Consider the following 21,909-nt stretch of genomic DNA (forward strand, 5'->3'; position numbering starts at 1 on the left):
ATGCATCATGCTGCATGCGAACAGGCAAGTCAATGCCTGTTGTGCTTTTTTTCATCGTCCCGGGTCGGGCCCGGCTCAGGCGCCGATGCCCATAGCCTGCCGCGCCGCGGCGCGCAGCGCCTGGAAGCTGTCGGTCAGGCTCTTGCCGCTCGTGTCCACCGACAGGTCGGCCTTCGAATAGAAGGCGGCGCGGCCGTTGAGGATGCGCCGCAGGTCTTCCATCGCTTCGCGGCTCGCGGCCATGGGGCGGGTGTCGCCCTGGGCGGCCACGCGGCCCATGTGCTCCTCGGGCGAGGCCTGCAGCCAGACGGTGGTGCAGTGCGCGAGCAGCTCGTTGAAGGTGGCCGGGTCGGACACGATCCCGCCCGGCGTGGCGATGACCACTTCGCTGTGGATCTGCACCGCCTCCTCGAGCGCGCGGCGCTCGTAGCGGCGGTAGGCGTTGGTGCCGTAGAGGTCGTGGATCTCGCGCACGCTGCAGCCCGCGAGCTTTTCGATCTCGCGGCTCAGCTCCACGAAGGGCAGCTCGAGGTCGTCGGCCAGCATCTGGCCCAGGGTCGACTTGCCCGCACCGCGCAGGCCCACGAGCGCGATGCGCCGGTGCCGCGCCGGATCGACCGAGGCGGTGCCGAGCAATTCGCCGAGGGCCAGGCGCACGCGGCGCAGGTCGGCCTCGCTGCGCTTTTCAAGCAGTTCGCGGATCAGCAGCCACTCGGGCGAGCTGGTCGTCACGTCGCCCACCAGTTCGGCCAGCGAGCAGTGCAGCGCGCCCGCCACCTGCTGCAGCACGAGGATCGAGGCATTGCCGATGCCGTATTCGAGGTTGGCCAGATGCCGCTCCGAGACATCGGCCGCCACGGCCACCGCCTTGCGCGTGAGGCCGCGCTGCGCGCGCAGGTTGCGCACGCGCTCGCCCAGCGCCGCCAGCAGCGGATGCTTCGCCTCCCCGGCGGGCGCGGCGTTGTTGCCGCTTTCCGGCGCGGTGGCCAGCACCGTGTCTCCATGCTCGTTCATGCAAGTCCTCGTTCCTGGCCAGGATTGTGCGCGCTCAGGGTAAACACCATAGATGCACTATATTGCTTGACACCCATTGTCTCGGTGCTTATCGTTCGACTACAAGCAAGATACTGCACGCGCCGTCATCGCGCAAGTGAGACCAAAAGTTCGCAGCCGCGGCGGCGTCCCCGCCAGCCAGCCTCCAACAGGAAGCCCGCCATGTCCAGCAAGGAAGATTTTCATCAACTGATTGCCGGCCTCACCGCCGAGATCGCCGGGCGGCCGCTCGACGCGCAGCTCGAGGCGTGGTTGAACGCCCAGCACGGTGCCGGCAGCGCGCGTTTCGAGCGCCTGCGCGCGGCCTGCATCGGCGGCGTGGCCGAAGGCTGGCTCTGCGAGCGCGAAGGCGGCGGCATCCGCTACGGCCGCGTGTTCAAAGCTGACGACGCGCTGCACCGTTTCTCGGTCGACGTGGTCGACATGCAGGACATTGCCGGTCCGCACCACACGCATCCGAACGGCGAGATCGACTTGATCATGCCGCTGGACGGCAGCGCCGCCACCTTCGACGGACGCCCCGCGGGCTGGTGCGTCTACGGACCCGGCACCGCACACCGCCCGACCGTCGCGCAAGGCCGGGCGCTCGTTCTCTACCTGCTGCCGGAAGGGCAGATCAAGTTCACCCAATGACCGAACGCCTCGCCAATTTCGTCGCCGGCCACTGGCAAAGCGGCTCGGACGCCGGCACGCCGCTCTTCGACCCGGTGCTCGGCACCGAACTCGTGCGCGTCGACGCCACGGGCCTCGACCTGCCCGCGGCCTTCGCGTTTGCGCGCGATCAGGGCGGCGCAGCGCTGCGCGCGCTGACCTACCGCGAGCGCGCCGGGCTGCTCGCGGCCATCGTGAAGGTGCTGCAAGCAAACCGCGACAGCTACTACGAGATCGCCACCGCCAACTCGGGCACCGTGAAGAACGACTCGGCGGTCGACATCGACGGCGCCATCTTCACGCTCGGCCAGTATGCGAAATGGGGCGATGCGTTGGGCGACGCGCGCGTGCTGCGCGACGGCGACGCGGTGAAGCTCGGCAAGGAGCCGGTGTTCCAGTCGCAGCACCTGCAGCTGCCCACGCGCGGCGTGGCGCTGTTCATCAACGCCTTCAATTTCCCGTCGTGGGGCCTGTGGGAGAAGGCCGCGCCCGCCCTGCTTTCGGGCGTGCCGGTGATCGTGAAGCCCGCCACCGCGACCGCCTGGCTCACGCAGCGCATGGTCAAGGATGTGGTCGATGCGGGCGTGCTGCCCGCGGGCGCGCTGTCGGTGGTGTGCGGCACCTCGGCCGGCCTGATGGAGGCGCTGCAGCCCTTCGACGTGGTGTCGTTCACCGGCTCGGCCGAGACGGCCGCACTGATCCGTTCGCATGCAGCGGTGGCCGCGCGCTCGGTGCGCGCGAACATCGAGGCCGACAGCCTCAACAGCGCCCTGCTGCTGCCCGGCGCCGCGCCCGGCAGCGAGGCGTTCAACCTGCTGGTGCGCGAGGTGGTGCGCGAGATGACGGTCAAGTCGGGCCAGAAGTGCACCGCGATCCGCCGCATCCTGGTGCCGGCCGAGGTGTACGACGCCGCGGCCGAGGCCATCGGCGCGAAGCTCTCGGCCGTCACGGTGGGCAATCCGCGCAACGAGGCCGTGCGCATGGGTTCGCTCGTGAGCCGCGCCCAGCTCCATGCGGTGCGCGAAGGGCTCGACGCGCTGTCCACGCAAACCACCGTGCTGCACGACGGCCGCAAGGCGCCGCTGGTGGATGCCGACCCTGCCATCGCAGCCTGCATCGGCCCCGTGCTGCTTGGCGCGCGCGACGCCGATGCCGCCGCGCGCGTGAACGACATCGAGGTGTTCGGCCCGGTCGCCACGCTGCTGCCCTACCGCAACCTCGCCCATGCCACGGCGCTCGCGCACCGCGGCCAGGGTTCGCTGGTCGTGTCGCTGTACGGCAGCGACGATGCGGCACTGGCCCAAGCCGCGCTGGCCGTGGCGCCGAGCCACGGGCGCGTGCACGTCGTGTCCCCCGAGGTGGCGCAGGCCCACACGGGCCATGGCACCGTGATGCCGATGTCGCTGCACGGCGGCCCCGGCCGTGCCGGCGGCGGCGCCGAGCTGGGCGGGCTGCGCGCGCTCGACTTCTATCACCGCCGGACCGCCGTGCAGGCGAGCCCCGGCGTGCTGGCCGCGCTGGGCCTCCAGGAAACAAGAACATGACGCTGCTGCCCCCCCGATTCAATTTCGCCGAACACCTGTTCGCGCTCAACCGTGGCCGCGCCGATCGCACGGCGTACATCGACGACCGCGGCCGGCTGGCCTACGGCGAGCTCGAAGACCGCGCGCGCCGATTGGCGGCTGCCCTCAAGGCGGCCGGCGTGCGGCGCGAGGAACGCGTGCTGCTGCTGATGCTCGACAGCAGCGACTGGCCCGTGAGCTTTCTCGGCTGCCTCTATGCGGGCGTGGTGCCGGTCGCGGTGAACACCCTGCTCACGCCCGACGACTACGCCTACATGCTCGACCACAGCCGCGCGCAGGCCGCGCTGATCTCGGGCGCGCTGATGCCGGGGTTGCAGGAGGCGATGAACCGCGCGCCGCATGAAGTGCACACGCTCTTCGTCTCGCAGCCAACCGGCGCGCTGCCCGAAGGCGCGAAGGATTTCGAGGCCGCGCTCGCCGATGTGGCGCCGATGCCTGCGGCGGCGCCCACCGCGTCGGACGACCCGGGCTTCTGGCTTTATTCCTCCGGCTCCACCGGCAAGCCCAAGGGCACGGTCCACACGCACGCCAACCTCTGGTGGACCGCCGAGCTCTACGGCAAGCCGGTGCTCGGCCTGACCGAGAACGACGTCTGCTTCTCGGCCGCGAAGATGTACTTCGCGTACGGGCTCGGCAATGCGCTGACCTTCCCGCTCTCGGTCGGTGCCACGGTGGTGCTGATGGCCGAACGGCCCACGCCCGACGCCACCTTCCGCCGCTGGACGGCGCACCAGCCGACCGTGTTCTTTGGCGCGCCAACGGGCTTTGCGGGCATGCTCGCCTCGCCGAAGCTGCCGCCGCGCGAGGCCGTGGCCCTGCGCATGTGCTCGTCGGCCGGCGAGGCGCTGCCGGGCGAGATCGCACAGCGCTTCAAGGCGCACTATGGCTGCGAGATCATCGACGGCATCGGCTCCACCGAGATGCTGCACATCTTCATCAGCAACCGCCCCGGCGACGTGCGCTACGGCACCACCGGCCGGCCGGTCGAGGGCTACGAGGTCGAGCTGCGCGGCGAGGACGGCCGGCCCGTGGTCGACGGCGAAGTCGGCGACCTCTACATCCGCGGGCCCAGCTCGGCGCTGATGTACTGGGCCAACCGCGAGAAGTCGCGCGACACCTTCCAGGGCGGCTGGACCAAGAGCGGCGACAAGTACACGCGCGACGCCGATGGCTACTACACCTATGCGGGCCGCAGCGACGACATGCTGAAGGTCAGCGGGATCTACGTCTCGCCGTTCGAGGTCGAGGCCACGCTGATGCAGCACCCGGGCGTGCTCGAGGCCGCGGTGATCGGCAAGGAAGACAGCGACGGGCTCACGAAGACCAAGGCCTTCGTGGTGCTGAAGGACGGCGCCGCGGCGACCGAGGACGAGCTCAAGTCCTTCGTGAAGGAACGCCTCGCGCCGTACAAGTACCCGCGCTTCCTGGAGTTCGTGCCCGAGCTGCCGAAGACGGCGACGGGGAAGATCCAGCGGTTTCGGTTGCGCGAGCGCGAGAAGGAATCATGAGCCTTCCCCTGTCTTGCTCCCTCCCCTTCCGGGGGAGGGCTGGGGTGGGGGCAGGCGGCCTGTGCAAAGGCATGGCCTCCGCCAGCGCAGCAAGCCCCCATCCCAACCTTCCCCCAGAGGGGGAAGGAGCAATACCATGAGCACCGCCGAATTCGCCACCATCGACTGGCGCGGCCGCGCCGTGCAGATCGAGTGCGCATGGATCGCCCCCGAGCGCACCGACGCCCCGCTCGTCGTCTTCCTGCACGAAGGCCTCGGCTCGGTCGCGATGTGGAAGGACTTTCCCGCGCGCCTGTGCGAGGCCGCCAAGGTGCGCGGCCTCGTGTTCTCGCGCCCGGGCTACGGCCGCTCGACGCCTCGCGGCGAAGACGAAACCTGGGACGTCGACTTCATGCACCGCCAGGCGCACGAGGTACTGCCCGCGCTGTTCGCCGCACTGGGGCTCGACGGCGAGACGCCGTGGCTCTTCGGGCACAGCGACGGCGGGTCGATCTCTCTGCTGTACGCTGCGCGCTTTCCCGCTCGCGTGGCCGGCCTCGTGGTGCTCGCGCCGCACATCTTCGTCGAGGACGTGACCGTCGAAAACATCGAGAAAGCGCGCAGCGCCTACCTTTCGACCGACCTGCCGCAGAAGCTCGGCCGCTACCACGATAGCGCGGACTCGGCGTTCTGGGGCTGGAACCGCATCTGGCTGCATCCGCCCTTCCGCCAATGGAACATCGAAGCCGAAATCGACGCGATCCGCAGCCCGGTGCTCGCGGTCCAGGGCATCGACGACGAATACGGCACGCTCGCACAGGTCCGCGGCATCGCGGCGCGCGTCGGCGGGGCATGCGAATTGCTTGAACTCGCGGAATGCGGGCATTCCCCGCATCGCGATCAGCCGGATCGTGTCATCGTCGCGGCCAACCTTTTTATTACCACCCACAATCGGAGACAGTCCCTATGACCATTCGCACCGCCCGCCTCGCGCTTACCGCGATCGCTTTCGCCGCACTCGCATCGACCGCCGCGGCGCAGGGTTCGGCCAAGCTCAAGGTCGGCCTGATGCTGCCCTTCAGCGGCACCTACACCGCGCTCGGCGTGGCCATCGAGAACGGCTTCAAGCTCTACGTCGACGAACAGGGCGGCAAGCTCGCCGGCCGCGAGATCGAGTACTTCAAGGTCGACGACGAATCCGACCCTGCCAAGGCCACCGACAACGTCAACAAGCTCATCAAGCGCGACAACGTCGACGTGATCGTCGGCACGGTGCACTCCGGCGTCGCGATGGCGATGGCCAAGGCCGCCAAGGAAAGCGGCACCGTGCTGATCGTTCCCAATGCCGGCGCCGACGCGGTGACCGGCCCGATGTGCGCGCCCAACATCTTCCGCAGCTCGTTCAGCAACTGGCAGCCGGCCTACGCGATGGGCGAGGTCGCGGCCAAGCAGCAGGGCAAGAAGAAGGCCATCACCATCACCTGGAAGTACGCGGCCGGCGACGAGTCGGCCAACGGCTTCAAGGAAGGCTTCGAGAAGAACGGCGGCAAGGTCGACAAGCAGCTCACGTTGGCCTTCCCCAATGTGGAGTTCCAGGCGCTCCTGACCGAGATCGCTGCGGCCAAGCCCGATGCGGTGTACGCCTTCTTCGCGGGCGGTGGCGCGGTGAAGTTCGTCAAGGACTACCAGGCCGCGGGCCTCAACAAGACCATTCCGCTCTACGGCCCGGGCTTTCTGACCGACGGCACGCTCGAGGCGCAGGGCGACGCCGCGCAGGGCATGCTGACGACGCTGCATTACGCCGACGGCCTGAACACGCCGCGCGACAACGCCTTCCGCACCGGCTACGCCACGTCGTTCAAGATGCAGCCCGACGTGTACGCCGTGCAGGGCTACGACGCAGCGCAGATGCTCGGCGTGGGCCTGGCCGCCACCAAGGGCGACATCTCGAAGAAGGCCGAGTTCACCGCCGCCATCGAGAAGGCGAAGATCGACAGCCCGCGCGGCACGTTCACGATGAGCAAGTCGCACAACCCGGTGCAGGACATCTACCTGCGCAAGGTCGAGGGCAAGGAGAACAAGGTGGTGAGCACGGCCATCAAGGGTCTGGCCGACCCCGCCCGCGGCTGCAGAATGTAAGTAAGGCCCACCCCCGAAGCGGCTCACTTCGTGTAGCCGCCTCCCCCTCAAGGGGGCGACACCTGCGGCCCGGCAAAGCCGGTTCCGCGGTGTCTCGCGAACATCGTGGGCGCTTCGCGCCACACTCCTCTTTCTTGCGCTCTCGGGATCATTCAACGTGGATTTCGGCACCTTTCTCGTCCAGTGCCTGAACTCGGTTCAGTACGGACTCCTGCTCTTCCTCGTGGCCTCGGGGCTGACGCTGATCTTCGGGATCATGGGCGTCATCAACCTGGCGCACGGAAGCTTCTACATGATCGGCGCGTACATGGCGTTCACGCTGTCGCCGCTGTTCGGCGACCAGTTTCTTCTGATGCTGGTGGCTGGCGTGGTGCTGGCGGCGATCTTCGGCTACCTGCTCGAATGGGCCTTCTTCAGCTATCTCTACCAGCGCGACCACCTGCAGCAGGTGCTGATGACCTACGGGCTCATCCTGGTGTTCGAGGAGCTGCGCTCGATCCTGGTGGGCAACGACGTGCACGGTGTCGGGGTGCCGCCATGGCTGGAGGGCAGCTTCGCGCTCGGCAACGTCATGAGCTACCCGTGGTACCGGCTCTTCGCATCGGCGGCCTGCATCGTGCTGGCGGTCGGACTCTATTTCGTCGTCAACCGCACGCGGCTCGGCATGATGATCCGCGCCGGCGCGAGCAACCGCGACATGGTGCGCGGCCTGGGCATCGACGTGAAGCGGCTCTACCGCATCGTGTTCGCCGCGGGCGTGGCGCTCGCGGCGCTGGCCGGCATGATCGCCGCGCCGATGTCGTCGGTGTACCCCAACATGGGCGCGAGCGTGCTGATCATCTGCTTCGTGCTGGTGGTGATCGGCGGCATCGGCTCGATCACCGGCGCGCTCGTGGCGTCGCTGCTCGTGGGCTTCGTCGACACCTTCGGCAAGGTGTTCTTCGCGGACCTGAGCGGCATCGGCATCTACCTGCTGATGGCGATCGTGCTGATCTGGAAGCCCGAAGGGCTGATGGGGAAGCGGCCATGACGAACAACAACAACACCCACGCCACCGTCCGCCAGCGCTCCTCGCTGTCGTTCCTGGTGCCCGTGGCGGTGGCCATTGCGGTTGGCGTGGCCGGCCCGATGCTGGGCAACTACGCCTCGGACTTCGTCGTCAAGATCATGATCCTGTCGATCTTCGCGCTGAGCCTGGAACTGCTCGTGGGCACGACCGGCCTCGTGAGCCTGGGCCATGCCGCGTTCTACGGCCTTGGCGCCTACGTGACGGTGCTGGCCTCGGGCAACGACGGCGGCAACCTCGTGCTGCTGCTGCTGGCGTCCATGGGCGTCGCGGCGCTGTATGCGCTCTTCGTGGGCGCCTTGAGCCTGCGCACGCGCGGCGTGTACTTCATCATGGTGACGCTCGCCTTCGCGCAGATGGCTTTCTTCGTGTTCCACGACACCGCAGTCGGCGGCGGCAGCGACGGCATCTACCTGTACGTGCGGCCCGCCATCGGCCCGCTCGACATGGAGAACCGCACGGTGCTGTTCTATGTGGTGCTCGGCGCGCTGGTGTTCACCTACGGGCTGCTCGCGCTCTTGAAGCGCTCGCGCTTCGGCGCGGCGCTCGCGGGCATCCGCGTGAACGAGCAGCGCATGCGCGCGGCGGGCTTTCCGGTCTATGGCTACAAGCTCGCGGCTTTCGTGCTCGCGGGCGCGCTGGCCGGGCTCGCGGGCTTTTTGCTCGCGTCGCGCGACGGCGTGGTCAACCCCGAACTCATGGCGTGGCACAACTCCGGCGAGGTGCTGCTGATGGTGATCCTCGGCGGCCTGGGCCACCTGCGCGGCGCGGTGATCGGCGCGGTGGCCTTCACGCTGCTCAAGGAGGTCTTCTCCACCCATGCAGTGATGGGTCCGCTCGCGGACCACTGGCAGCTCACGCTGGGCATCGCCATCATCGTGTTCGTCGCGCTGCTGCCCAAGGGGCTGATCGGGCTGGCGAAGCGGCTGTCGCCGAAGGGGGGCGCATGACACGCGTTCTGACTTCGACTTTGACTTTCTCCCTCCCCTTCCGGGGGACGGCCGGGGTGGGGGCAAGCGGCGTGTCCGTCGAGCGCCCTGCCCGCCCCCATCCCAGCCTTCCCCCGAAAGGGGAAGGAGCCAGACCATGAGCAACACCCACGCACTGCTTTCGGTCGAAGGACTGACCCGCCGCTTTGGCGGCCTCACCGCCGTGAACGCCGTCACGCTCGACCTGCACGTCGGCGAGGTGCATGCCGTGATCGGCACCAACGGTGCCGGCAAGTCGACGCTGATCAACATGCTCTCGGGCGAGATCGAGGCCTCCGAAGGGCGCATCGCACTCGACGGCCACGACATCACACGGCGTGCGCAGTGGCGCCGCGCGCGCGCCGGCGTGGGCCGCAGCTACCAGCGCACGACCATCTTCCCGGAGTTCAGCGTGCACGAGAACTGCCGCCTCGCGGCGCAGGCCGCCACCGCGCGGCCGTGGACGCTGTGGGAATCCTTCGGGCGCTGCGCGGCCAGCAATGCCGCCGCCGACGCGGCGCTCGAGGCCGCGGGCCTCACGGCCGAGGCGTCGCGCATCGCGGGCACGCTGAGCCATGGCGCGCAGCGTCAACTCGAAGTGGCCATGTGCCTGGCCACCCGGCCGCGCGTGCTGCTGCTCGACGAGCCGCTCGCCGGCATGGGCGCCGAGGAAACCGACCGCATGCTCACGCTGCTCGCGCGGCTCAAGGCCACGCATGCGATCCTGCTCGTCGAGCACGACATGGATGCGGTGTTCCGCATTGCCGACCGCATCACCGTGATGGTGAACGGCACCGTCATCGCCACGGGCGAACCCGCGTCGATCCGCGAGAACCCTGAAGTGCGCACCGCGTACCTCGGCGAGGAACACTGATGCCCCCACGCTCATCACTTCGTGTATTCGCTGCCCCCCGAGGGGGCGCTGGCCTCCCTTGGGGCGGCCCGGCGGAAGGCCACTGAGATGCTCACCGTCCGCGACATCAACACCTACTACGGCAACAGTCACATCCTGCGTGGCGTGCATGCCGCCATTCCCAAGGCCGCCTCGGTCGGCCTGCTGGGGCGCAACGGCATGGGCAAGACCACGCTGATCCGCACCGTCATGGGTTACGTGCGCCCCGCCTCGGGCGAGGTGCAGATCGACGGCCGCACCGTCACCGGGCTGCCGCCCGAGAAGATCGCACGGCTCGGCATCGGCTACGTGCCCGAGGGCCGCGGCATCTTCCCGAACCTCTCAGTGCGCGAGAACCTCGTGATGAGCGAGCGTGCCGGCATCGACGGCAGCCGCGCCTGGACCTTCGAGCGCGTGATGGCGACCTTCCCCAGGCTCGCCGAACGGCTTTCGCACGGCGGCCAGCAGCTCTCGGGCGGCGAGCAGCAGATGCTCTCGATCGGCCGCGCGCTCATGACCAACCCGCGCCTGCTGATCCTCGACGAGGCCACCGAAGGGCTCGCCCCGCTGATCGTGGCCGAGATCTGGCGCGTGATCGCCGAGATCCGCACCACCGGCATCGCCACGCTGATCGTCGACCGCGACTACCGCAAGGTGCTCGCACATACCGATCTGGCCGTGGTGATGGAGAAGGGGCGCATCGTGCGGCACGGGGCCTCGGCGGATCTGCTGGCGGAGCCGGGGGTGCTCGAAGAGCTGCTGGGGGTGTGAGCGCGCTGCAGCGCGGCGCCACGGTCAGCGCTGCGCCCTGACCCGCTCAAGCTCGGCCTGCGCCTCGCGCAGCTTGTCTTCGCGGCGCGCGATCTTGTCGGCATCGCCTTTTCGCTGGGCCTCGCGCAGGTCGCGCTCGCGCTGCGCCACCTTCTGCTCGTGGCTGCGCACGCGCTGCCGGTGCTGGGTGGCCAGCTTCTCGTCGGTGCAGTTGCGGCGCACTTCGGCGAGCGCACGTTCCAACCCGCGCACGCGTCGGGGCTGGCCTTCGGCCTTGGCCGCTTCGATGTCGGCCGCGATGGCCTCGCGCTTGTCCGCGCAGGTCGCGCCGGCGCCCGGTTGTGCGACGGCCACGCTCGATGCCAGTGCGGCGATGACGGCGGCAAGGGCCAGTGGTGACAGCTTCATGGGGACTCCTGCGTGAGTGGTGATTCGATGATGATGCCGGTGAACGCAAGCTCCACTCTAGGCGCTTCGGCGCGCGATACCTGCTGTTGGCCCTGATTCGCGCAACCGCCAGCACCGGCACACTCGAGCGCCATGACCGACCACGACTTCCTCCTCGACCCGGACCAGATCGCCCCGCCCCGCACGGTGCGCATCGACTTCGACGACGGCTCGTTCGCGCTGCGTTCGCCGATGGCGCTGCAGCCGTATGCGCGCTGCATCGGCGAATGGCTCGAGCGCTGGGCGCGCGAGACGCCCGATGCGCTCGCGCTGGCCGAGCGCGACGAGGCGGGCGAAGGCGGCTGGCGCCGGCTCGACTATCGCGCGCTGCGGCAGGCCGTGGGCGCGGTGGCGCAGGGCCTGCTCGACCTCGCGCTGCCCGATGACCGGCCGATCGTGATTCTCTCGGACAACGCGATCGACCACGCGGTGCTGATGCTCGCGGCGATGCACATCGGGCGCACCGCCTGTTCGCTGTCGAGCGCCTACTCGCGCATGGCGAAAGATCCGTCTCGGCTGCACGGCGTGCTGCAGGCGCTCGGTCCGTCGCTGGTCTATGCGTCCGATGCCGAGGTCTATGGCGCGGCACTCGCGGGGTGCGGCGTCGAGGCGGTCGCGGTGTTCAGCCGCCATGCCGAGGCCCATCCGGGCGCCATCGCGTTCGACCGCCTGCTGGCCAGCGCTGAAACGCCTGCGGTGATGCAGGCCTTCGAGGCCATCCAGCCCGACACGCACGCCAAGTACCTGCTGACCTCGGGTTCCACGGGGCGGCCCAAGGTGGTGATCAACACGCACCGCATGCTCTGCGCCAACCAGCAGATGATGGCGCAGACCTGGCGCTTCCTCGCAAAGGAGCCGCCGGTGCTGGTCGACTGGCTGCCCTGGAGCCACACCTTCGGCGCCAACCACAACCTGAACATGGTGCTGTGCCACGGCGGCGCGCTCTACATCGACGAGGGTCGGCCCGCGCCGGGCCTTGTCGACAGGACCGTGCGCAACCTGCGCGAGGTGAAGCCCACGCTGCTGTTCAACGTGCCGCGCGGCTTCGACATGCTGCTGCCCTTTCTCGAGGCCGACGACGCGCTCGCGGCCGAGGTGTTCTCCCGGCTGCGGCTCGCGTTCTATGCCGCTGCAGCGCTGGCACCGTCGACCTGGCAGCGGCTCGAAGCGGTGGCACGGCGCGTGCGGCCCGAGCGCCCGCTCTGGCTCACCACTTCGTGGGGCGCCACCGAGACCTCGCCGGCCATTACCTCCGCGCACTGGAAGCTGGACGGTGCCGGCTGCATCGGCGCGCCGCTGCCGGGGCTCGAGCTGAAGTTCGTGCCCAACGGGCAGAAGCTCGAGATGCGCGTGAAGGGCGTGTCGGTGTTCCCGGGCTACCGCGGCGCGCCGCGCGAGACGGCCGAGGCCTTCGACGGCGAAGGCTACTACCGCATCGGCGACGCAGGCTTCCTGGCCGACCCGGCGGCGCCTTCGCGCGGCGTGGTCTTCAACGGCCGCGTGGCCGAGGACTTCAAGCTCTCGAGCGGCACCTGGGTTTCGGTGGGCACGCTGCGCGTGCGGCTGGTTTCGCTGCTCGCGCCGCATGTGCAGGACGTGGTGCTCACGGGCCACGACCGCGACGAGATCGGCATGCTGGTGTTCCCTGCGCCACAAGCCGCATCGCTCGAACATGGCGCGCTGCAGGCGCGCATTGCCGAGGTGCTGCGCGTGCTGCGCGACGAAGGCGCGGGCTCGTCCCAATGCCCGGCACGCGCGCTGGTGCTGGCCGAGCCGCCGAGCCTCGATGCGGGCGAGATCACCGACAAGGGCTACATCAACCAGCGCGCGGTGCTCGCACGCCGTGCGGCCGACGTGGCGCAGCTGCATGCGGCGGGCGACGGCGATGCCGAGGTGGTGCGACGCGACGCCTAGCGCCGCGGTGCGGCCGGCGCCTTCTTCTCCGCCTTCGGCGCCTCGGTGCCGAACAGCTTTTCGACCTGCTGCCCCAGGCGTGCACCGATCGCGGTGCCCACGCCCGGTAGCACCGCGGAGCCGACCGCCGCGCCGGCCAGCGCACCGCCGGTCAGCGAAACCTCGGGGTCGCTCGCGGTGCCGCCGATCTTGAGCGGCACGCCGACCACGCCATCGACGATGTCGACCGCGACCGCGCCGTCGAGCTTGCGGTTGAAGAAGCGCAGCTGGCCGCTGGCGGTGAGCACGCCGGACCGCGCCTTGAGGTTGGTGTAGCGCAGCACGGTGCCGTCCTCGCCGCCCTGGGTGTCGAGCGTGCCGGTCAGTTCGTCGAGCGGCGTGGTGCCGCCGCGGCTGACGCCGGCGGTGCTCACCGCCTTGGCGAGGTCGAGCCCGACGAGCGTCGCGGGCCGCACCGCGAAAGTGGTGCGTGTGTGCAGGCTGCGCAGCAGCGCACCGAGTTCGCCCGCCTCGGCCTCGAGCATGGAGCGGCCGTAGACCTTGCCGGCGACGGCCGCGCGGCGGTCGAAGGCCTTCAGCAGGCCCGCGAGGTCGATGTCGCTCGCCTCGAGATCGGCCGACACGCGCAGTGCGTCGTTCGGGCGCACCTCGAACACCGAGACGCCGTTCCAGCTTCCGCCGCCCGCGTCGATGCGGGTGCGCCAGCGGTCCTGCCCGGGCTCGCGCTCGAGCTGCAGGCGCGCGGGCGGCGACGCGCCGGCGCGTTCGACGCGCGCCTCGCGCGGGCGCCACTGGCCGTCGAACGCGATCTCGCCGTCGTAGGCCAATGCGATGCCGCGCCGGTCGATCCAGACCACGTCGCGCCAGCGGACTTTCTCGATCGGAAGCGGCGCGAGCGTCCAGGGCGCAGGCAGCGTGAAGGCGCCGCCGCCCTCGCTCGGCCTCGGCCCCTTGCCTCGGAACGCATAAAGCGATTCACGCGGCAGCACCAGGCTTTCGACCTCGAGCGCGTCGACGGCGACCACCCGCCGCAGCAGCTCGCGCAGCCTCAGTTGCAGCGTGACACGGCGCAGCGTGACCGGGCGCGGCTGCACCGTGGCCACATCCGAAAGCACCAGCACGGGGCTGGGCCAGAGCGACCAGTGCGCACCGCCCACCTGAAGGCCGACGCCGAACCGCTTTTCGAACGCCTCGGCGATACGCTCGGCGGCTTGTTCGTCGCTCGGCAGGCGCGAGGCGACGAGCCACACCAGCGCCCCGGCGCCGAGCAGCAGGGCCGCGGCGATGCCGAGCAGCCAGGGGCGAACTGAGCGTTTCATCGCGGCAACTTAGCACGCCAAGGCGACACGCCTTGTCAGCCGCCGTCGCTATAGTTTTCCGATTCCCCGTAGCCGAAAGAACCGAATGCGCATCTGGAAGAAAGACATCTCCGTCGAGGCACTGACCCGCAACCATGTCGGCACCGCCGTGTCCGCCCTCGGCATCGAGTTCCTGGAGGTGGGCGACGACTTCATCCGCGCCCGCGTGCCGGTGGACGAACGCACCCGCCAGCCCTACGGCATCCTGCACGGCGGGGTGTCGGTGGTGCTTGCCGAGACGCTGGGCTCGTGCGGCGCGCACTACAGCGCGCCCGAGGGCGACCGCGCCGTGGGCCTGGACATCAACGCCAACCACATCCGCTCGGCCACCAGCGGCTGGGTCACGGGCACGGCCCGGCCGGTGCACCGCGGGCGCTCCACCCAGGTGTGGCAGATCGAACTGACGAACGAGGCGGGCGAACTGACCTGCGTGTCGCGGATCACGATGGCGGTGCTGCAGCCGCGCTGAGCCCGCGGGCACGCGCCGGGTGGGCCGCGCGGCGTCCTTCTTGCTTCTGCTTCTCTGCCCCACAATCACGCCCCATCGACAAGAGGAGAAGAAGCAATGTCAATGTTCAACTGGACTGAAAAGCCGGTGTCCACACTGGCCGACGGCGCGGTCATCGCGCCCGACGAACGCCTGCCCTGGCTGCAGACCGGCGCCATGGGCGTGCAGCACGTCATCGCGATGTTCGGCGCCACGGTGCTGGCGCCGATCCTGATGGGCTTCAACCCCAACATCGCGATCCTGATGAGCGGCATCGGCACGCTGATCTTCTATTTCGTGACCGGCGGCAAAGTGCCCAGCTACCTGGGCTCGAGCTTCGCGTTCATCGGCGTGGTGATCGCGGCGAGCGGCTACGCGGGCAAGGGCCCGAACGCCAACATCGCGGTGGCGCTCGGCGGCATCGTGGCCTGCGGGGTGGTCTACATCGCGATCGGCGCGATCGTGCAGGCCATCGGCACGGGCTGGATCGAGCGCTTCATGCCGCCCGTGGTGACTGGCGCCGTCGTGGCCGTGATCGGGCTCAACCTGGCCAACGTGCCGATCAAGAACATGGCGGCCGGCAACTTCGACGCCTGGATGCAGGCCGTCACCTTCCTTTGCGTGGGCCTGGTGGCGGTGTTCGCGCGCGGCATGCTGCAGCGGCTCCTGATCCTGGTCGGGCTGATCCTCGCGACCGTGGTTTACGCGGTGCTGACCAACGGCATGGGCCTGGGCAAGCCGGTCGACCTCAGCGGCATCGCCAATGCGGCCTGGTTCGGCCTGCCGACCTTCACCGCGCCGGTGTTCACCGCCAACGCGATGCTGCTGATCGCGCCGGTGGCGATCATCCTGGTGGCCGAGAACCTCGGGCACCTGAAAGCGGTCACCGCCATGACCGGCCGCAACCTCGACCCCTACATGGGCCGCGCGTTCATCGGCGACGGCATCGCGACGGTGGTGAGCGGCGCCGCGGGCGGCACGGGCGTGACCACCTATGCCGAGAACATCGGCGTGATGGCGGCCACGCGCATCTACTCGACGGCGGTGTTCGTGGTGGCGGCGCTGATCGCGCTGGTGCTGGGCTTCAGCCCCAAGTTCGGCGCGCTGATCCAGGCGATACCGCTGCCGGTGATGGGCGGCGTGAGCATCGTGGTGTTCGGCCTGATCGCCATTGCGGGCGCCAAGATCTGGGTCGACAACAAGGTCGACTTCTCGCAGAACAAGAACCTTATCGTGGCCGCGATCACGCTGATCATCGGCACTGGCGACTTCACGCTGAAGTTCGGCGACTTCGCGCTCGGCGGCATCGGAACCGCTACCTTCGGCGCGATCATCCTCTACGCACTCCTCGGGCGATCGCGCAACGCCTGAATGTGGACGCCCCCCGAAGCGCCTGCGGCGCCTCCCCCCACTGGGGGGCGCACCCAGCGGCCGGGCAAAGCCCGATCCGCGGGTGCCCGCGCGGGGGCCGCTGCTCCCTTTGCGCCGCGAAAGAAAGTGCAACGCGGTGCAAGAGATGTTGTCCGGGCGGCCCCATGAAGGCCTGGGCGATGGGCCGGAAGCCTTCGCCCGTTAGACTTCAACGCTTTTCGCACCGACGTTTTCCAATGGCCGATGTCTCCGCCGCGCGCACCAAGGCGGTTTTCGAATTCAAGAGCGCCACGCTGCCGCTCATCGCAGTGATCCTCAAGACGTCCGACCTGGGCGTGCTGGCCGAGGCGCTCGATGCGCAGCTGGCGGATTCCCCCGACTTCTTCGACCAGGAGCCGGTGGTCATCGACCTTTCGCTGCTCCAGGAAGAGGAACAAGGCGGCGCCCCGGCGCACGTCATCGACTTTGCCGCGCTGCGCAACCTGCTGGCACGCCACCAGACGCAGCCGATCGCAGTGCGCGGCGGTAGCGACGCGCACAACGCGGCCGCACGTGCCGCCGGCCTCTCGCTGACCACCATGCCGGTGGCGCCGGCGCCGCGCAGCCCTGCACCGCCTGCCCCCGCCAATGCCCCCGCGAGCGCGGCGCCGCAGATCGTGCGCGAAGTGCCGGTGCCCGCCAACGGCACGCTGCTGATCGACAAGCCGCTGCGCTCGGGCCAGCAGGTGTACGCGCGCGGCGGCGACGTGGTGGTCACGGCAGTCGTGAGCTTCGGCGCGGAAGTCATTGCGGACGGCAACGTGCACGTCTATGCGCCCCTGCGCGGCAAGGCCATTGCGGGTGCGCGCGGCAACACCGAGGCGCGGATCTTCTCGACCTGCATGGAGGCGCAGCTCGTCGCCATTGCGGGCATTTACCGCACCAACGAAGTGCCGCTGCCCGAGTCGGTGCTCGGCAAGCCGGCGCAGGTGCGGCTGGACGGCAAGAAGCTGGCGATCGACGCGATTCCGTAAACCGGACACGCGCGCCGACAATCGACAAGCAAACGAACGAACAACCGAATCGAAATAGAAGGAATGGGAATGGCCAAAATTGTGGTGGTGACCTCGGGCAAGGGCGGCGTCGGCAAGACCACGACGAGCGCCAGCTTCGCGTCGGGCTTGGCGCTCGCAGGCAAGAAGACGGCCGTGATCGACTTCGACGTGGGCCTGCGCAACCTCGACCTGATCATGGGCTGCGAGCGGCGCGTGGTGTACGACCTCATCAACGTGATCCAGGGCGAGGCCAACCTGAGCCAGGCGCTGATCAAGGACAAGCAGTGCGACAACCTGTTCGTGCTCGCGGCCTCGCAGACGCGCGACAAGGAAGCCCTGACGCAGGAAGGCGTCGAGAAGGTGCTGACCGATCTGGCCACGATGGACTTCGACTACATCGTCTGCGATTCACCCGCGGGCATCGAGACCGGCGCCATGATGGCCATGCACTTCGCCGACGAGGCGCTCGTGGTGACCAACCCCGAGGTTTCCTCGGTGCGCGACTCCGACCGCATCCTGGGCATGCTCAGCAGCAAGACCAAGCGCGCGAAGGACGGCGGCGATCCCATCAAGGAGCACCTGCTGATCACCCGCTACAACCCCAACCGCGTGGCCGGCGGCCAGATGCTCTCGCTCGAGGACATCCAGGACATCCTGCGCATCAAGCTGATCGGCGTCATTCCCGAGTCGGAAAGCGTGCTGCAGGCCTCGAACCAGGGCGTGCCCGCGATCCACGACAAGGACACCGACGTGGCCCAGGCCTACAGCGACGTGGTGGCGCGCTTCCTCGGCGAGGACCGCCCGATGCGCTTCATCGATGCGGAAAAGCCGGGCTTCTTCAAGCGAATTTTCGGAGGCAAGTAGGCCATGTCCTTTTTCTCGTTCCTGCTCGGCGAAAAGAAGAAGACGGCCAGCGTCGCCAAGGAGCGGCTGCAGATCATCCTCGCGCACGAGCGGTCCAGCCTCAGCGGCAAGCGGCGCCCCGACTACCTGCCCGACCTCCAGCGCGAGCTGATGGCGGTGATCTCGAAGTACGTGTCGATCAATGCCGAAGACATCAAGGTCCACCTGGAGAAGCAGGACGACCTCGAAGTGCTCGACATCAAGATCGAACTGCCCGATCCCTCGCCCACCACGGCGCGCTGAGATCGGTCAGGCGCGCGACACGAAACGCGCCACCTGGTGCACCACCGCCTCGTCCTTGAGGATGCGGCGGTGCCCCAGCCCCTCCGTCGCGACGAGTTGCGCCCCCGCGATCGCATCGCGGTAGGCCTCGGCGTCGGCAAAGCGGTTCACGCGGTCGTCGCGGTCATGCACGATCAGCGTCGGCTGCGCGATGCGCGGGCCGACCGCCGCGGGCTCGAGCTGCTGCATCAACACGCCTTCGCGTGCTTCGAACAGCCGCTGCATGGCCGATCGCGTGGCCTCGCTGAGACCGAAGGTGTGCGCGAAGTAGCGCGTGTACGCGCGCGGCGACGCGGGCGGCGCCAGCAGCACCAATCGCTCGACCGCCACGCCTTGTGCCGCCGCGAGGCCGAGCGCATTGGCACCCAGCGAATGCGCCACCGCGGCGCGCAGCCCATGGCCATCGGCCGCAAGCCGGGCCACCGCATAGGCGATGGCGCGCGCGAACTGCGGCGAGTTGCTCATCGTGCCCGCGCTCCTGCCGTGCGCGGGCAACTCGACCAGCACGGGGCGCAGGCCCGCAGCGGCCACCGCATCGGCGAGTGCCAGCAGTTGCCCCGCATGGCCGCCCCAGCCATGCACCAGCAGCACCAACGGTGCCGATTCGGCCGCCGAATCCTGTGCGGCCAGATGATAGATACCAAGGCTGGCGTTTTCGAAGCGCCAGGCCTCGCGCCGCCAGCCGGCACCGGGCGCCTGGCCGCGGTAGAGCCACTTGGGTGGCAGCGGCGTGCCGAAGAGGCGGTAGGCGGCGCGCACGCCGAGCGCAGGCCAGAGCCGCTGCGACGCGGTCAGGCCGAAGCGCAAAGCGCGCATGGTGCGGCTCGGTCGGTAGTAGTTCGACTGCGCGGCGTGCGCGGCCGCCGAAGGGGTGCTGGTGCTCGTCATGCAAGGGGCTCCGCTTCAGTACCAGACCCAGTCGTCGTTGCTGCGCGGCAGGCTCCGCAGCGCATCGCGGACGGCTTCGGTGCCGATGGCACCGGCATAGACGGCAAGGCAAAGGGCAATGATCAGCATGGTGCTTCTCCTTTTTATCGCACAATCGTGCGAAATTTGATCAGACAAAGACGGAACGAAAGCACCCTGCCCTGCGGCTCAGGCGCGGTAGCTGGAAAGAAGCCGCTGCCAGGTTCGCCTGGCGCGGTCTGCGGCCTGTGCATCGCGCAGGAAGCGCGCATCGTGCAGCAGGCCGATGACGATGGCGTTGAGTTCGCTGACCACCTGCGCGGCATCGGTGTCGGCGCGCAGCTCGCCGGTGTCCACGGCCTGCAGCACCGTGCGCCGCAGCGCTGCGCGCCAGCGCGTGATCTCGTCGAACAGCAGGTCGCGTAGTTCGCCTTCGCGGTCGTCGAACTCGAACGCGCCGGCGGTGTAGATGCACCCGGTCTCGGCCTCGATGTCGCGGGTGCGCGCGATCCAGCGCTCGACGATGTCCTCGAGCCGCGCGAGGCCCTTGCGCTTCTGCATGGCCGGCACGAACACGTCGGCCAGGAAGCGGCGGCCGTATTCCTCGATCACGGCCTTCTGCAGCGCCTCGCGCGATCCCACGCGCGAGAACACGCCGCTCTTGGACAGGGCCAGCCGGTTCGCAACCGCCTGCAGCGTGATCGCCTCGAGTCCCTCGGCCAGCGCGAGGTCCATCGCTGCGCCGACAATGGCGGTGCGGGTCAGTTCGGCCTTCTGGGTTTTTGCGTCCATGGCCGCACTTTAGCACAGTCGTGCGAAACTTCAATATCTGCGTCGAAGCCGCTCCAGAAGGCCTTCAAGGACGAATTCGGGGGTACGCTGGCATTACTCGGGAAAAGAAGCATGCAGCTTCACACAGTGAGCGTACATTCGGACTAATTCCTTTGGCTTTCCGGAACGGATCAGCAATGGCATCTATCCAGCAGCAGCAGCAGATACAGCAGGCAAGGGCCAAGAGGGCCGCCAATGCCGCCGAACAGCGCGAACGACTCCGGCGGGCGCTGCCCGCCACGGTGGAACTGCTGCAGAGCCGCCAGGCCGACCGCATCGACGACAGCGACATCGACGCCTACGTGAACCTGAACTGGCTCGAATGGCATGGCGGCGGACTGCGGCTCACGATCACGGGGCGCAACGTCTGCGCCCAGTCGCTGCCCGTCGTGGCGGCCTGAGCGCCCACCGCGGGCACCACTCTCAATAAAAAACCGCCGCAGGATGCCTGCGGCGGTTTGGGTGCGTGGGGTGCGCGAAGGGCGCCGCCGCGGGACCTGTCTTTTCGTTATCGGTTGCCCACGATGATCTGGGCGATCAAGCCGGTCGCGATGGCCGCGAGCACGTAGTCGCCGCCCACCCCCACCCACTGGTAGCCGCGCGGCGGCTGCTGCAGGCGGTAGGCGCGCCAGTCGTCCACCACGTAGTTGCGGCCGCGGTACTGGGACGGCACGCGCCCGCCGCGGCGCCACTCGGCGTGCGGATGCGGATGGCCGGGGCGGTCGAAGTGACGGCCCGGCCGGTTGTCGTCGCGGTCCCAGCCACGGCTACCGCGACGGTTGTCGTGCCGGTCATTGCCATGGCCGCGGTCGCGCTGCTCATAGCGGTTGTGGCCGTCGCGGCGATCGCGGTCATGCCCACGGTCCTGCGCGAAGGCACTTCCCGCTGCCATGCACATCGCGAGTGCCGCCGCTGCAACGGTGGCCATGCGCTTTGAATTGATGATCATCTGGAACTCCTTCATGCGTTGTTGACTGACGAGTCCATTCTCGGCGGCGCTTGTGTCTGGCCGGAGCGCATCCGGTCGCGGCGAGGTGAAATACGGTAAGCGCAGGTATCCGGGCGGCGTGTTGTCCTTCACCGAAGCCGTTTAAGCTCGCGCGCGCACCCATCTCACACACATGCAGCGACGACACCTTCTCCACTTGATGGCCGGCGTGCCGGCCGCCGCCCTGCTCTCCGCCTGCGGCAAGCGCAAGGTTTCCTCTGCCGCGCTCAAGTCCGATGCGCGGGTGCTGGCGATCGGCGACAGTCTGACCTTCGGCCACGGCGCTCCGCCGGACGCCGGCTGGCCGGCCAAACTGGCCGAGCTCACGGGCTGGCAGGTCGAGAACGCGGGGGTCAACGGCGACACCTCCGCCGGTGCGCTCGAGCGCCTGCCGGCGCTGCTGGCCGGCGAGGCCTACGACGCGATCCTCATCGGCATCGGTGGCAACGACATGCTGCGCGGCGTGCCGCCCGCGGCGACGCACGACAACCTCGCGGCGCTCGTCGAGCAGGCGCGCGCGCACACGCCCCATGTGGCGCTGCTCGCCACGCCCGCGCCCGACGCGATGCGCGCGGCGATCGGCTCGCTGAGCGACGCGCCGTTCTACGCGGAGGTCGCGCAGGCGCAGCAGGCGCTGCTCATTGCCGACGTGTATTCGGAGGTGCTGTCCGATCCGTCGCTGCGCTCCGACCGCATCCATGCCAACGCAGAAGGCTATGCGCGCATTGCGCAGCAGCTCGCAGAGCGGCTCGCGGCGGCGGGCTGGCGCTGAGCCGCC

At 69.0% G+C, this 21,909-nt stretch carries 23 protein-coding genes; 17 read left to right on the top strand and 6 right to left on the bottom strand.

All coding sequences use genetic code 11. From position 1 onward, the window contains the following. Positions 1 to 75: 75 nt before the first annotated feature. The gene (locus AC3A6G_RS17975) at positions 76 to 1,014 is read right to left on the bottom strand and encodes a helix-turn-helix transcriptional regulator (RefSeq protein ID WP_487860693.1); all 939 of its coding nucleotides are present in this window, start codon (positions 1,012 to 1,014) and stop codon (positions 76 to 78) included. A 201-nt stretch (positions 1,015 to 1,215) separates the two neighbouring features. On the opposite strand from AC3A6G_RS17975, the gene AC3A6G_RS17980 reads away from it, so the two are divergent. The 9 genes from AC3A6G_RS17980 (at position 1,216) to AC3A6G_RS18020 (ending at position 10,610) form a co-directional block, all read left to right on the top strand. After that, on the top strand, positions 1,216 to 1,686 hold the full coding sequence (locus tag AC3A6G_RS17980) for a DUF4863 family protein (protein WP_487860694.1): 471 nt from the start codon (positions 1,216 to 1,218) through the stop codon (positions 1,684 to 1,686). Continuing rightward, complete coding sequence (locus AC3A6G_RS17985; protein WP_487874233.1) at positions 1,683 to 3,248, top strand: 3,4-dehydroadipyl-CoA semialdehyde dehydrogenase; 1,566 nt, start codon at positions 1,683 to 1,685, stop codon at positions 3,246 to 3,248. The genes AC3A6G_RS17980 and AC3A6G_RS17985 overlap by 4 nt, the downstream gene beginning before the upstream one ends. After that, positions 3,245 to 4,795 (top strand): benzoate-CoA ligase family protein, encoded by a 1,551-nt coding sequence (locus AC3A6G_RS17990; protein WP_487874234.1) that lies wholly within the window; start codon positions 3,245 to 3,247, stop codon positions 4,793 to 4,795. The genes AC3A6G_RS17985 and AC3A6G_RS17990 overlap by 4 nt, the downstream gene beginning before the upstream one ends. 136 nt (positions 4,796 to 4,931) lie before the next feature. Then, the gene (locus tag AC3A6G_RS17995; RefSeq protein WP_487860697.1) at positions 4,932 to 5,744 is read left to right on the top strand and encodes an alpha/beta fold hydrolase; all 813 of its coding nucleotides are present in this window, start codon (positions 4,932 to 4,934) and stop codon (positions 5,742 to 5,744) included. After that, on the top strand, positions 5,741 to 6,913 hold the full coding sequence (locus tag AC3A6G_RS18000) for an ABC transporter substrate-binding protein (protein ID WP_487874235.1): 1,173 nt from the start codon (positions 5,741 to 5,743) through the stop codon (positions 6,911 to 6,913). Before AC3A6G_RS17995 ends, AC3A6G_RS18000 begins: the two co-directional genes overlap by 4 nt. 157 nt (positions 6,914 to 7,070) lie before the next feature. Further along, positions 7,071 to 7,943, top strand: coding sequence for a branched-chain amino acid ABC transporter permease (locus AC3A6G_RS18005; RefSeq protein WP_487860699.1), 873 nt, complete (start codon positions 7,071 to 7,073; stop codon positions 7,941 to 7,943). Beyond that, positions 7,940 to 8,929, top strand: a complete 990-nt coding sequence (locus AC3A6G_RS18010) for a branched-chain amino acid ABC transporter permease (RefSeq protein WP_487864456.1) — start codon at positions 7,940 to 7,942, stop codon at positions 8,927 to 8,929. Before AC3A6G_RS18005 ends, AC3A6G_RS18010 begins: the two co-directional genes overlap by 4 nt. A gap of 136 nt (positions 8,930 to 9,065) precedes the next feature. Then, positions 9,066 to 9,821: an ABC transporter ATP-binding protein gene (locus tag AC3A6G_RS18015; RefSeq protein WP_487860701.1), complete on the top strand. Its 756-nt coding sequence runs from the start codon at positions 9,066 to 9,068 to the stop codon at positions 9,819 to 9,821. Positions 9,822 to 9,908: 87 nt separating this feature from the next. Further along, on the top strand, positions 9,909 to 10,610 hold the full coding sequence (locus AC3A6G_RS18020) for an ABC transporter ATP-binding protein (RefSeq protein WP_487860702.1): 702 nt from the start codon (positions 9,909 to 9,911) through the stop codon (positions 10,608 to 10,610). Between the two features lie 24 nt (positions 10,611 to 10,634). On the opposite strand, the gene AC3A6G_RS18025 is transcribed toward AC3A6G_RS18020, so the two are convergent. Next, positions 10,635 to 11,018: a DUF1090 domain-containing protein gene (locus AC3A6G_RS18025; protein WP_487874236.1), complete on the bottom strand. Its 384-nt coding sequence runs from the start codon at positions 11,016 to 11,018 to the stop codon at positions 10,635 to 10,637. Between the two features lie 132 nt (positions 11,019 to 11,150). Between AC3A6G_RS18025 and AC3A6G_RS18030 the strand changes: the two genes are divergently transcribed. Beyond that, positions 11,151 to 12,971 (top strand): feruloyl-CoA synthase, encoded by a 1,821-nt coding sequence (locus AC3A6G_RS18030; RefSeq protein ID WP_487874237.1) that lies wholly within the window; start codon positions 11,151 to 11,153, stop codon positions 12,969 to 12,971. Here the strand turns inward: AC3A6G_RS18030 and AC3A6G_RS18035 are convergent. Further along, positions 12,968 to 14,290 (bottom strand): AsmA family protein, encoded by a 1,323-nt coding sequence (locus AC3A6G_RS18035; protein ID WP_487874238.1) that lies wholly within the window; start codon positions 14,288 to 14,290, stop codon positions 12,968 to 12,970. The genes AC3A6G_RS18030 and AC3A6G_RS18035 overlap by 4 nt on opposite strands. An 85-nt stretch (positions 14,291 to 14,375) precedes the next feature. On the opposite strand from AC3A6G_RS18035, the gene AC3A6G_RS18040 reads away from it, so the two are divergent. From AC3A6G_RS18040 to minE, 5 genes are all read left to right on the top strand, one after another. After that, complete coding sequence (locus tag AC3A6G_RS18040) at positions 14,376 to 14,798, top strand: hotdog fold thioesterase (RefSeq protein WP_487860706.1); 423 nt, start codon at positions 14,376 to 14,378, stop codon at positions 14,796 to 14,798. A gap of 102 nt (positions 14,799 to 14,900) precedes the next feature. Beyond that, entirely contained in the window at positions 14,901 to 16,187 is a 1,287-nt protein-coding gene (locus AC3A6G_RS18045; RefSeq protein ID WP_487860707.1) for a solute carrier family 23 protein, read from the top strand. A 236-nt stretch (positions 16,188 to 16,423) separates the two neighbouring features. Then, the gene (gene minC, locus AC3A6G_RS18050) at positions 16,424 to 17,200 is read left to right on the top strand and encodes a septum site-determining protein MinC (protein ID WP_487860708.1); all 777 of its coding nucleotides are present in this window, start codon (positions 16,424 to 16,426) and stop codon (positions 17,198 to 17,200) included. 69 nt (positions 17,201 to 17,269) lie between these two features. Beyond that, complete coding sequence (minD, locus tag AC3A6G_RS18055) at positions 17,270 to 18,085, top strand: septum site-determining protein MinD (protein ID WP_487874239.1); 816 nt, start codon at positions 17,270 to 17,272, stop codon at positions 18,083 to 18,085. A gap of 3 nt (positions 18,086 to 18,088) precedes the next feature. Continuing rightward, complete coding sequence (gene minE, locus AC3A6G_RS18060; RefSeq protein ID WP_487860710.1) at positions 18,089 to 18,367, top strand: cell division topological specificity factor MinE; 279 nt, start codon at positions 18,089 to 18,091, stop codon at positions 18,365 to 18,367. 6 nt (positions 18,368 to 18,373) lie between these two features. On the opposite strand, the gene AC3A6G_RS18065 is transcribed toward minE, so the two are convergent. Both AC3A6G_RS18065 and AC3A6G_RS18070 read right to left on the bottom strand, forming a co-directional pair. Beyond that, complete coding sequence (locus tag AC3A6G_RS18065) at positions 18,374 to 19,294, bottom strand: alpha/beta fold hydrolase (RefSeq protein ID WP_487874240.1); 921 nt, start codon at positions 19,292 to 19,294, stop codon at positions 18,374 to 18,376. Positions 19,295 to 19,501: 207 nt separating this feature from the next. Then, entirely contained in the window at positions 19,502 to 20,104 is a 603-nt protein-coding gene (locus AC3A6G_RS18070; protein WP_487860712.1) for a TetR/AcrR family transcriptional regulator, read from the bottom strand. Between the two features lie 176 nt (positions 20,105 to 20,280). Here AC3A6G_RS18070 and AC3A6G_RS18075 point away from each other — a divergent pair, with 176 nt between their 5' ends. Further along, complete coding sequence (locus AC3A6G_RS18075) at positions 20,281 to 20,544, top strand: hypothetical protein (RefSeq protein WP_487860713.1); 264 nt, start codon at positions 20,281 to 20,283, stop codon at positions 20,542 to 20,544. A 107-nt stretch (positions 20,545 to 20,651) separates the two neighbouring features. Here the strand turns inward: AC3A6G_RS18075 and AC3A6G_RS18080 are convergent, their stop codons facing one another. Next, positions 20,652 to 21,092 (bottom strand): RcnB family protein, encoded by a 441-nt coding sequence (locus AC3A6G_RS18080; RefSeq protein WP_487860714.1) that lies wholly within the window; start codon positions 21,090 to 21,092, stop codon positions 20,652 to 20,654. A 172-nt stretch (positions 21,093 to 21,264) separates the two neighbouring features. On the opposite strand from AC3A6G_RS18080, the gene AC3A6G_RS18085 reads away from it, so the two are divergent. Next, positions 21,265 to 21,903, top strand: a complete 639-nt coding sequence (locus AC3A6G_RS18085; protein ID WP_487874241.1) for a GDSL-type esterase/lipase family protein — start codon at positions 21,265 to 21,267, stop codon at positions 21,901 to 21,903. Positions 21,904 to 21,909 lie beyond the last annotated feature (6 nt).

The sequence above is a fragment of the Variovorax sp. Soil_C_26 genome, from assembly GCF_057657075.1.

Excerpts from the sequence above, each read along its gene's own strand:
- minD (WP_487874239.1), top strand. The coding sequence starts at position 17,270 with ATGGCCAAAATTGTGGTGGTGACCTCGGGCAAGGGCGGCGTCGGCAAG.
- AC3A6G_RS17995 (WP_487860697.1), top strand. The coding sequence starts at position 4,932 with ATGAGCACCGCCGAATTCGCCACCATCGACTGGCGCGGCCGCGCCGTG.
- AC3A6G_RS18070 (WP_487860712.1), bottom strand. The coding sequence starts at position 20,104 with ATGGACGCAAAAACCCAGAAGGCCGAACTGACCCGCACCGCCATTGTC.
- AC3A6G_RS18030 (WP_487874237.1), top strand. The coding sequence starts at position 11,151 with ATGACCGACCACGACTTCCTCCTCGACCCGGACCAGATCGCCCCGCCC.
- AC3A6G_RS18010 (WP_487864456.1), top strand. The coding sequence starts at position 7,940 with ATGACGAACAACAACAACACCCACGCCACCGTCCGCCAGCGCTCCTCG.
- AC3A6G_RS18065 (WP_487874240.1), bottom strand. The coding sequence starts at position 19,294 with ATGACGAGCACCAGCACCCCTTCGGCGGCCGCGCACGCCGCGCAGTCG.
- AC3A6G_RS17985 (WP_487874233.1), top strand. The coding sequence starts at position 1,683 with ATGACCGAACGCCTCGCCAATTTCGTCGCCGGCCACTGGCAAAGCGGC.
- AC3A6G_RS18025 (WP_487874236.1), bottom strand. The coding sequence starts at position 11,018 with ATGAAGCTGTCACCACTGGCCCTTGCCGCCGTCATCGCCGCACTGGCA.
- AC3A6G_RS18045 (WP_487860707.1), top strand. The coding sequence starts at position 14,901 with ATGTTCAACTGGACTGAAAAGCCGGTGTCCACACTGGCCGACGGCGCG.
- AC3A6G_RS17975 (WP_487860693.1), bottom strand. The coding sequence starts at position 1,014 with ATGAACGAGCATGGAGACACGGTGCTGGCCACCGCGCCGGAAAGCGGC.
- minC (WP_487860708.1), top strand. The coding sequence starts at position 16,424 with ATGGCCGATGTCTCCGCCGCGCGCACCAAGGCGGTTTTCGAATTCAAG.
- minE (WP_487860710.1), top strand. The coding sequence starts at position 18,089 with ATGTCCTTTTTCTCGTTCCTGCTCGGCGAAAAGAAGAAGACGGCCAGC.
- AC3A6G_RS17990 (WP_487874234.1), top strand. The coding sequence starts at position 3,245 with ATGACGCTGCTGCCCCCCCGATTCAATTTCGCCGAACACCTGTTCGCG.
- AC3A6G_RS18020 (WP_487860702.1), top strand. The coding sequence starts at position 9,909 with ATGCTCACCGTCCGCGACATCAACACCTACTACGGCAACAGTCACATC.
- AC3A6G_RS18015 (WP_487860701.1), top strand. The coding sequence starts at position 9,066 with ATGAGCAACACCCACGCACTGCTTTCGGTCGAAGGACTGACCCGCCGC.
- AC3A6G_RS18035 (WP_487874238.1), bottom strand. The coding sequence starts at position 14,290 with ATGAAACGCTCAGTTCGCCCCTGGCTGCTCGGCATCGCCGCGGCCCTG.
- AC3A6G_RS18085 (WP_487874241.1), top strand. The coding sequence starts at position 21,265 with ATGCAGCGACGACACCTTCTCCACTTGATGGCCGGCGTGCCGGCCGCC.
- AC3A6G_RS18080 (WP_487860714.1), bottom strand. The coding sequence starts at position 21,092 with ATGATCATCAATTCAAAGCGCATGGCCACCGTTGCAGCGGCGGCACTC.
- AC3A6G_RS18040 (WP_487860706.1), top strand. The coding sequence starts at position 14,376 with ATGCGCATCTGGAAGAAAGACATCTCCGTCGAGGCACTGACCCGCAAC.
- AC3A6G_RS17980 (WP_487860694.1), top strand. The coding sequence starts at position 1,216 with ATGTCCAGCAAGGAAGATTTTCATCAACTGATTGCCGGCCTCACCGCC.
- AC3A6G_RS18075 (WP_487860713.1), top strand. The coding sequence starts at position 20,281 with ATGGCATCTATCCAGCAGCAGCAGCAGATACAGCAGGCAAGGGCCAAG.
- AC3A6G_RS18000 (WP_487874235.1), top strand. The coding sequence starts at position 5,741 with ATGACCATTCGCACCGCCCGCCTCGCGCTTACCGCGATCGCTTTCGCC.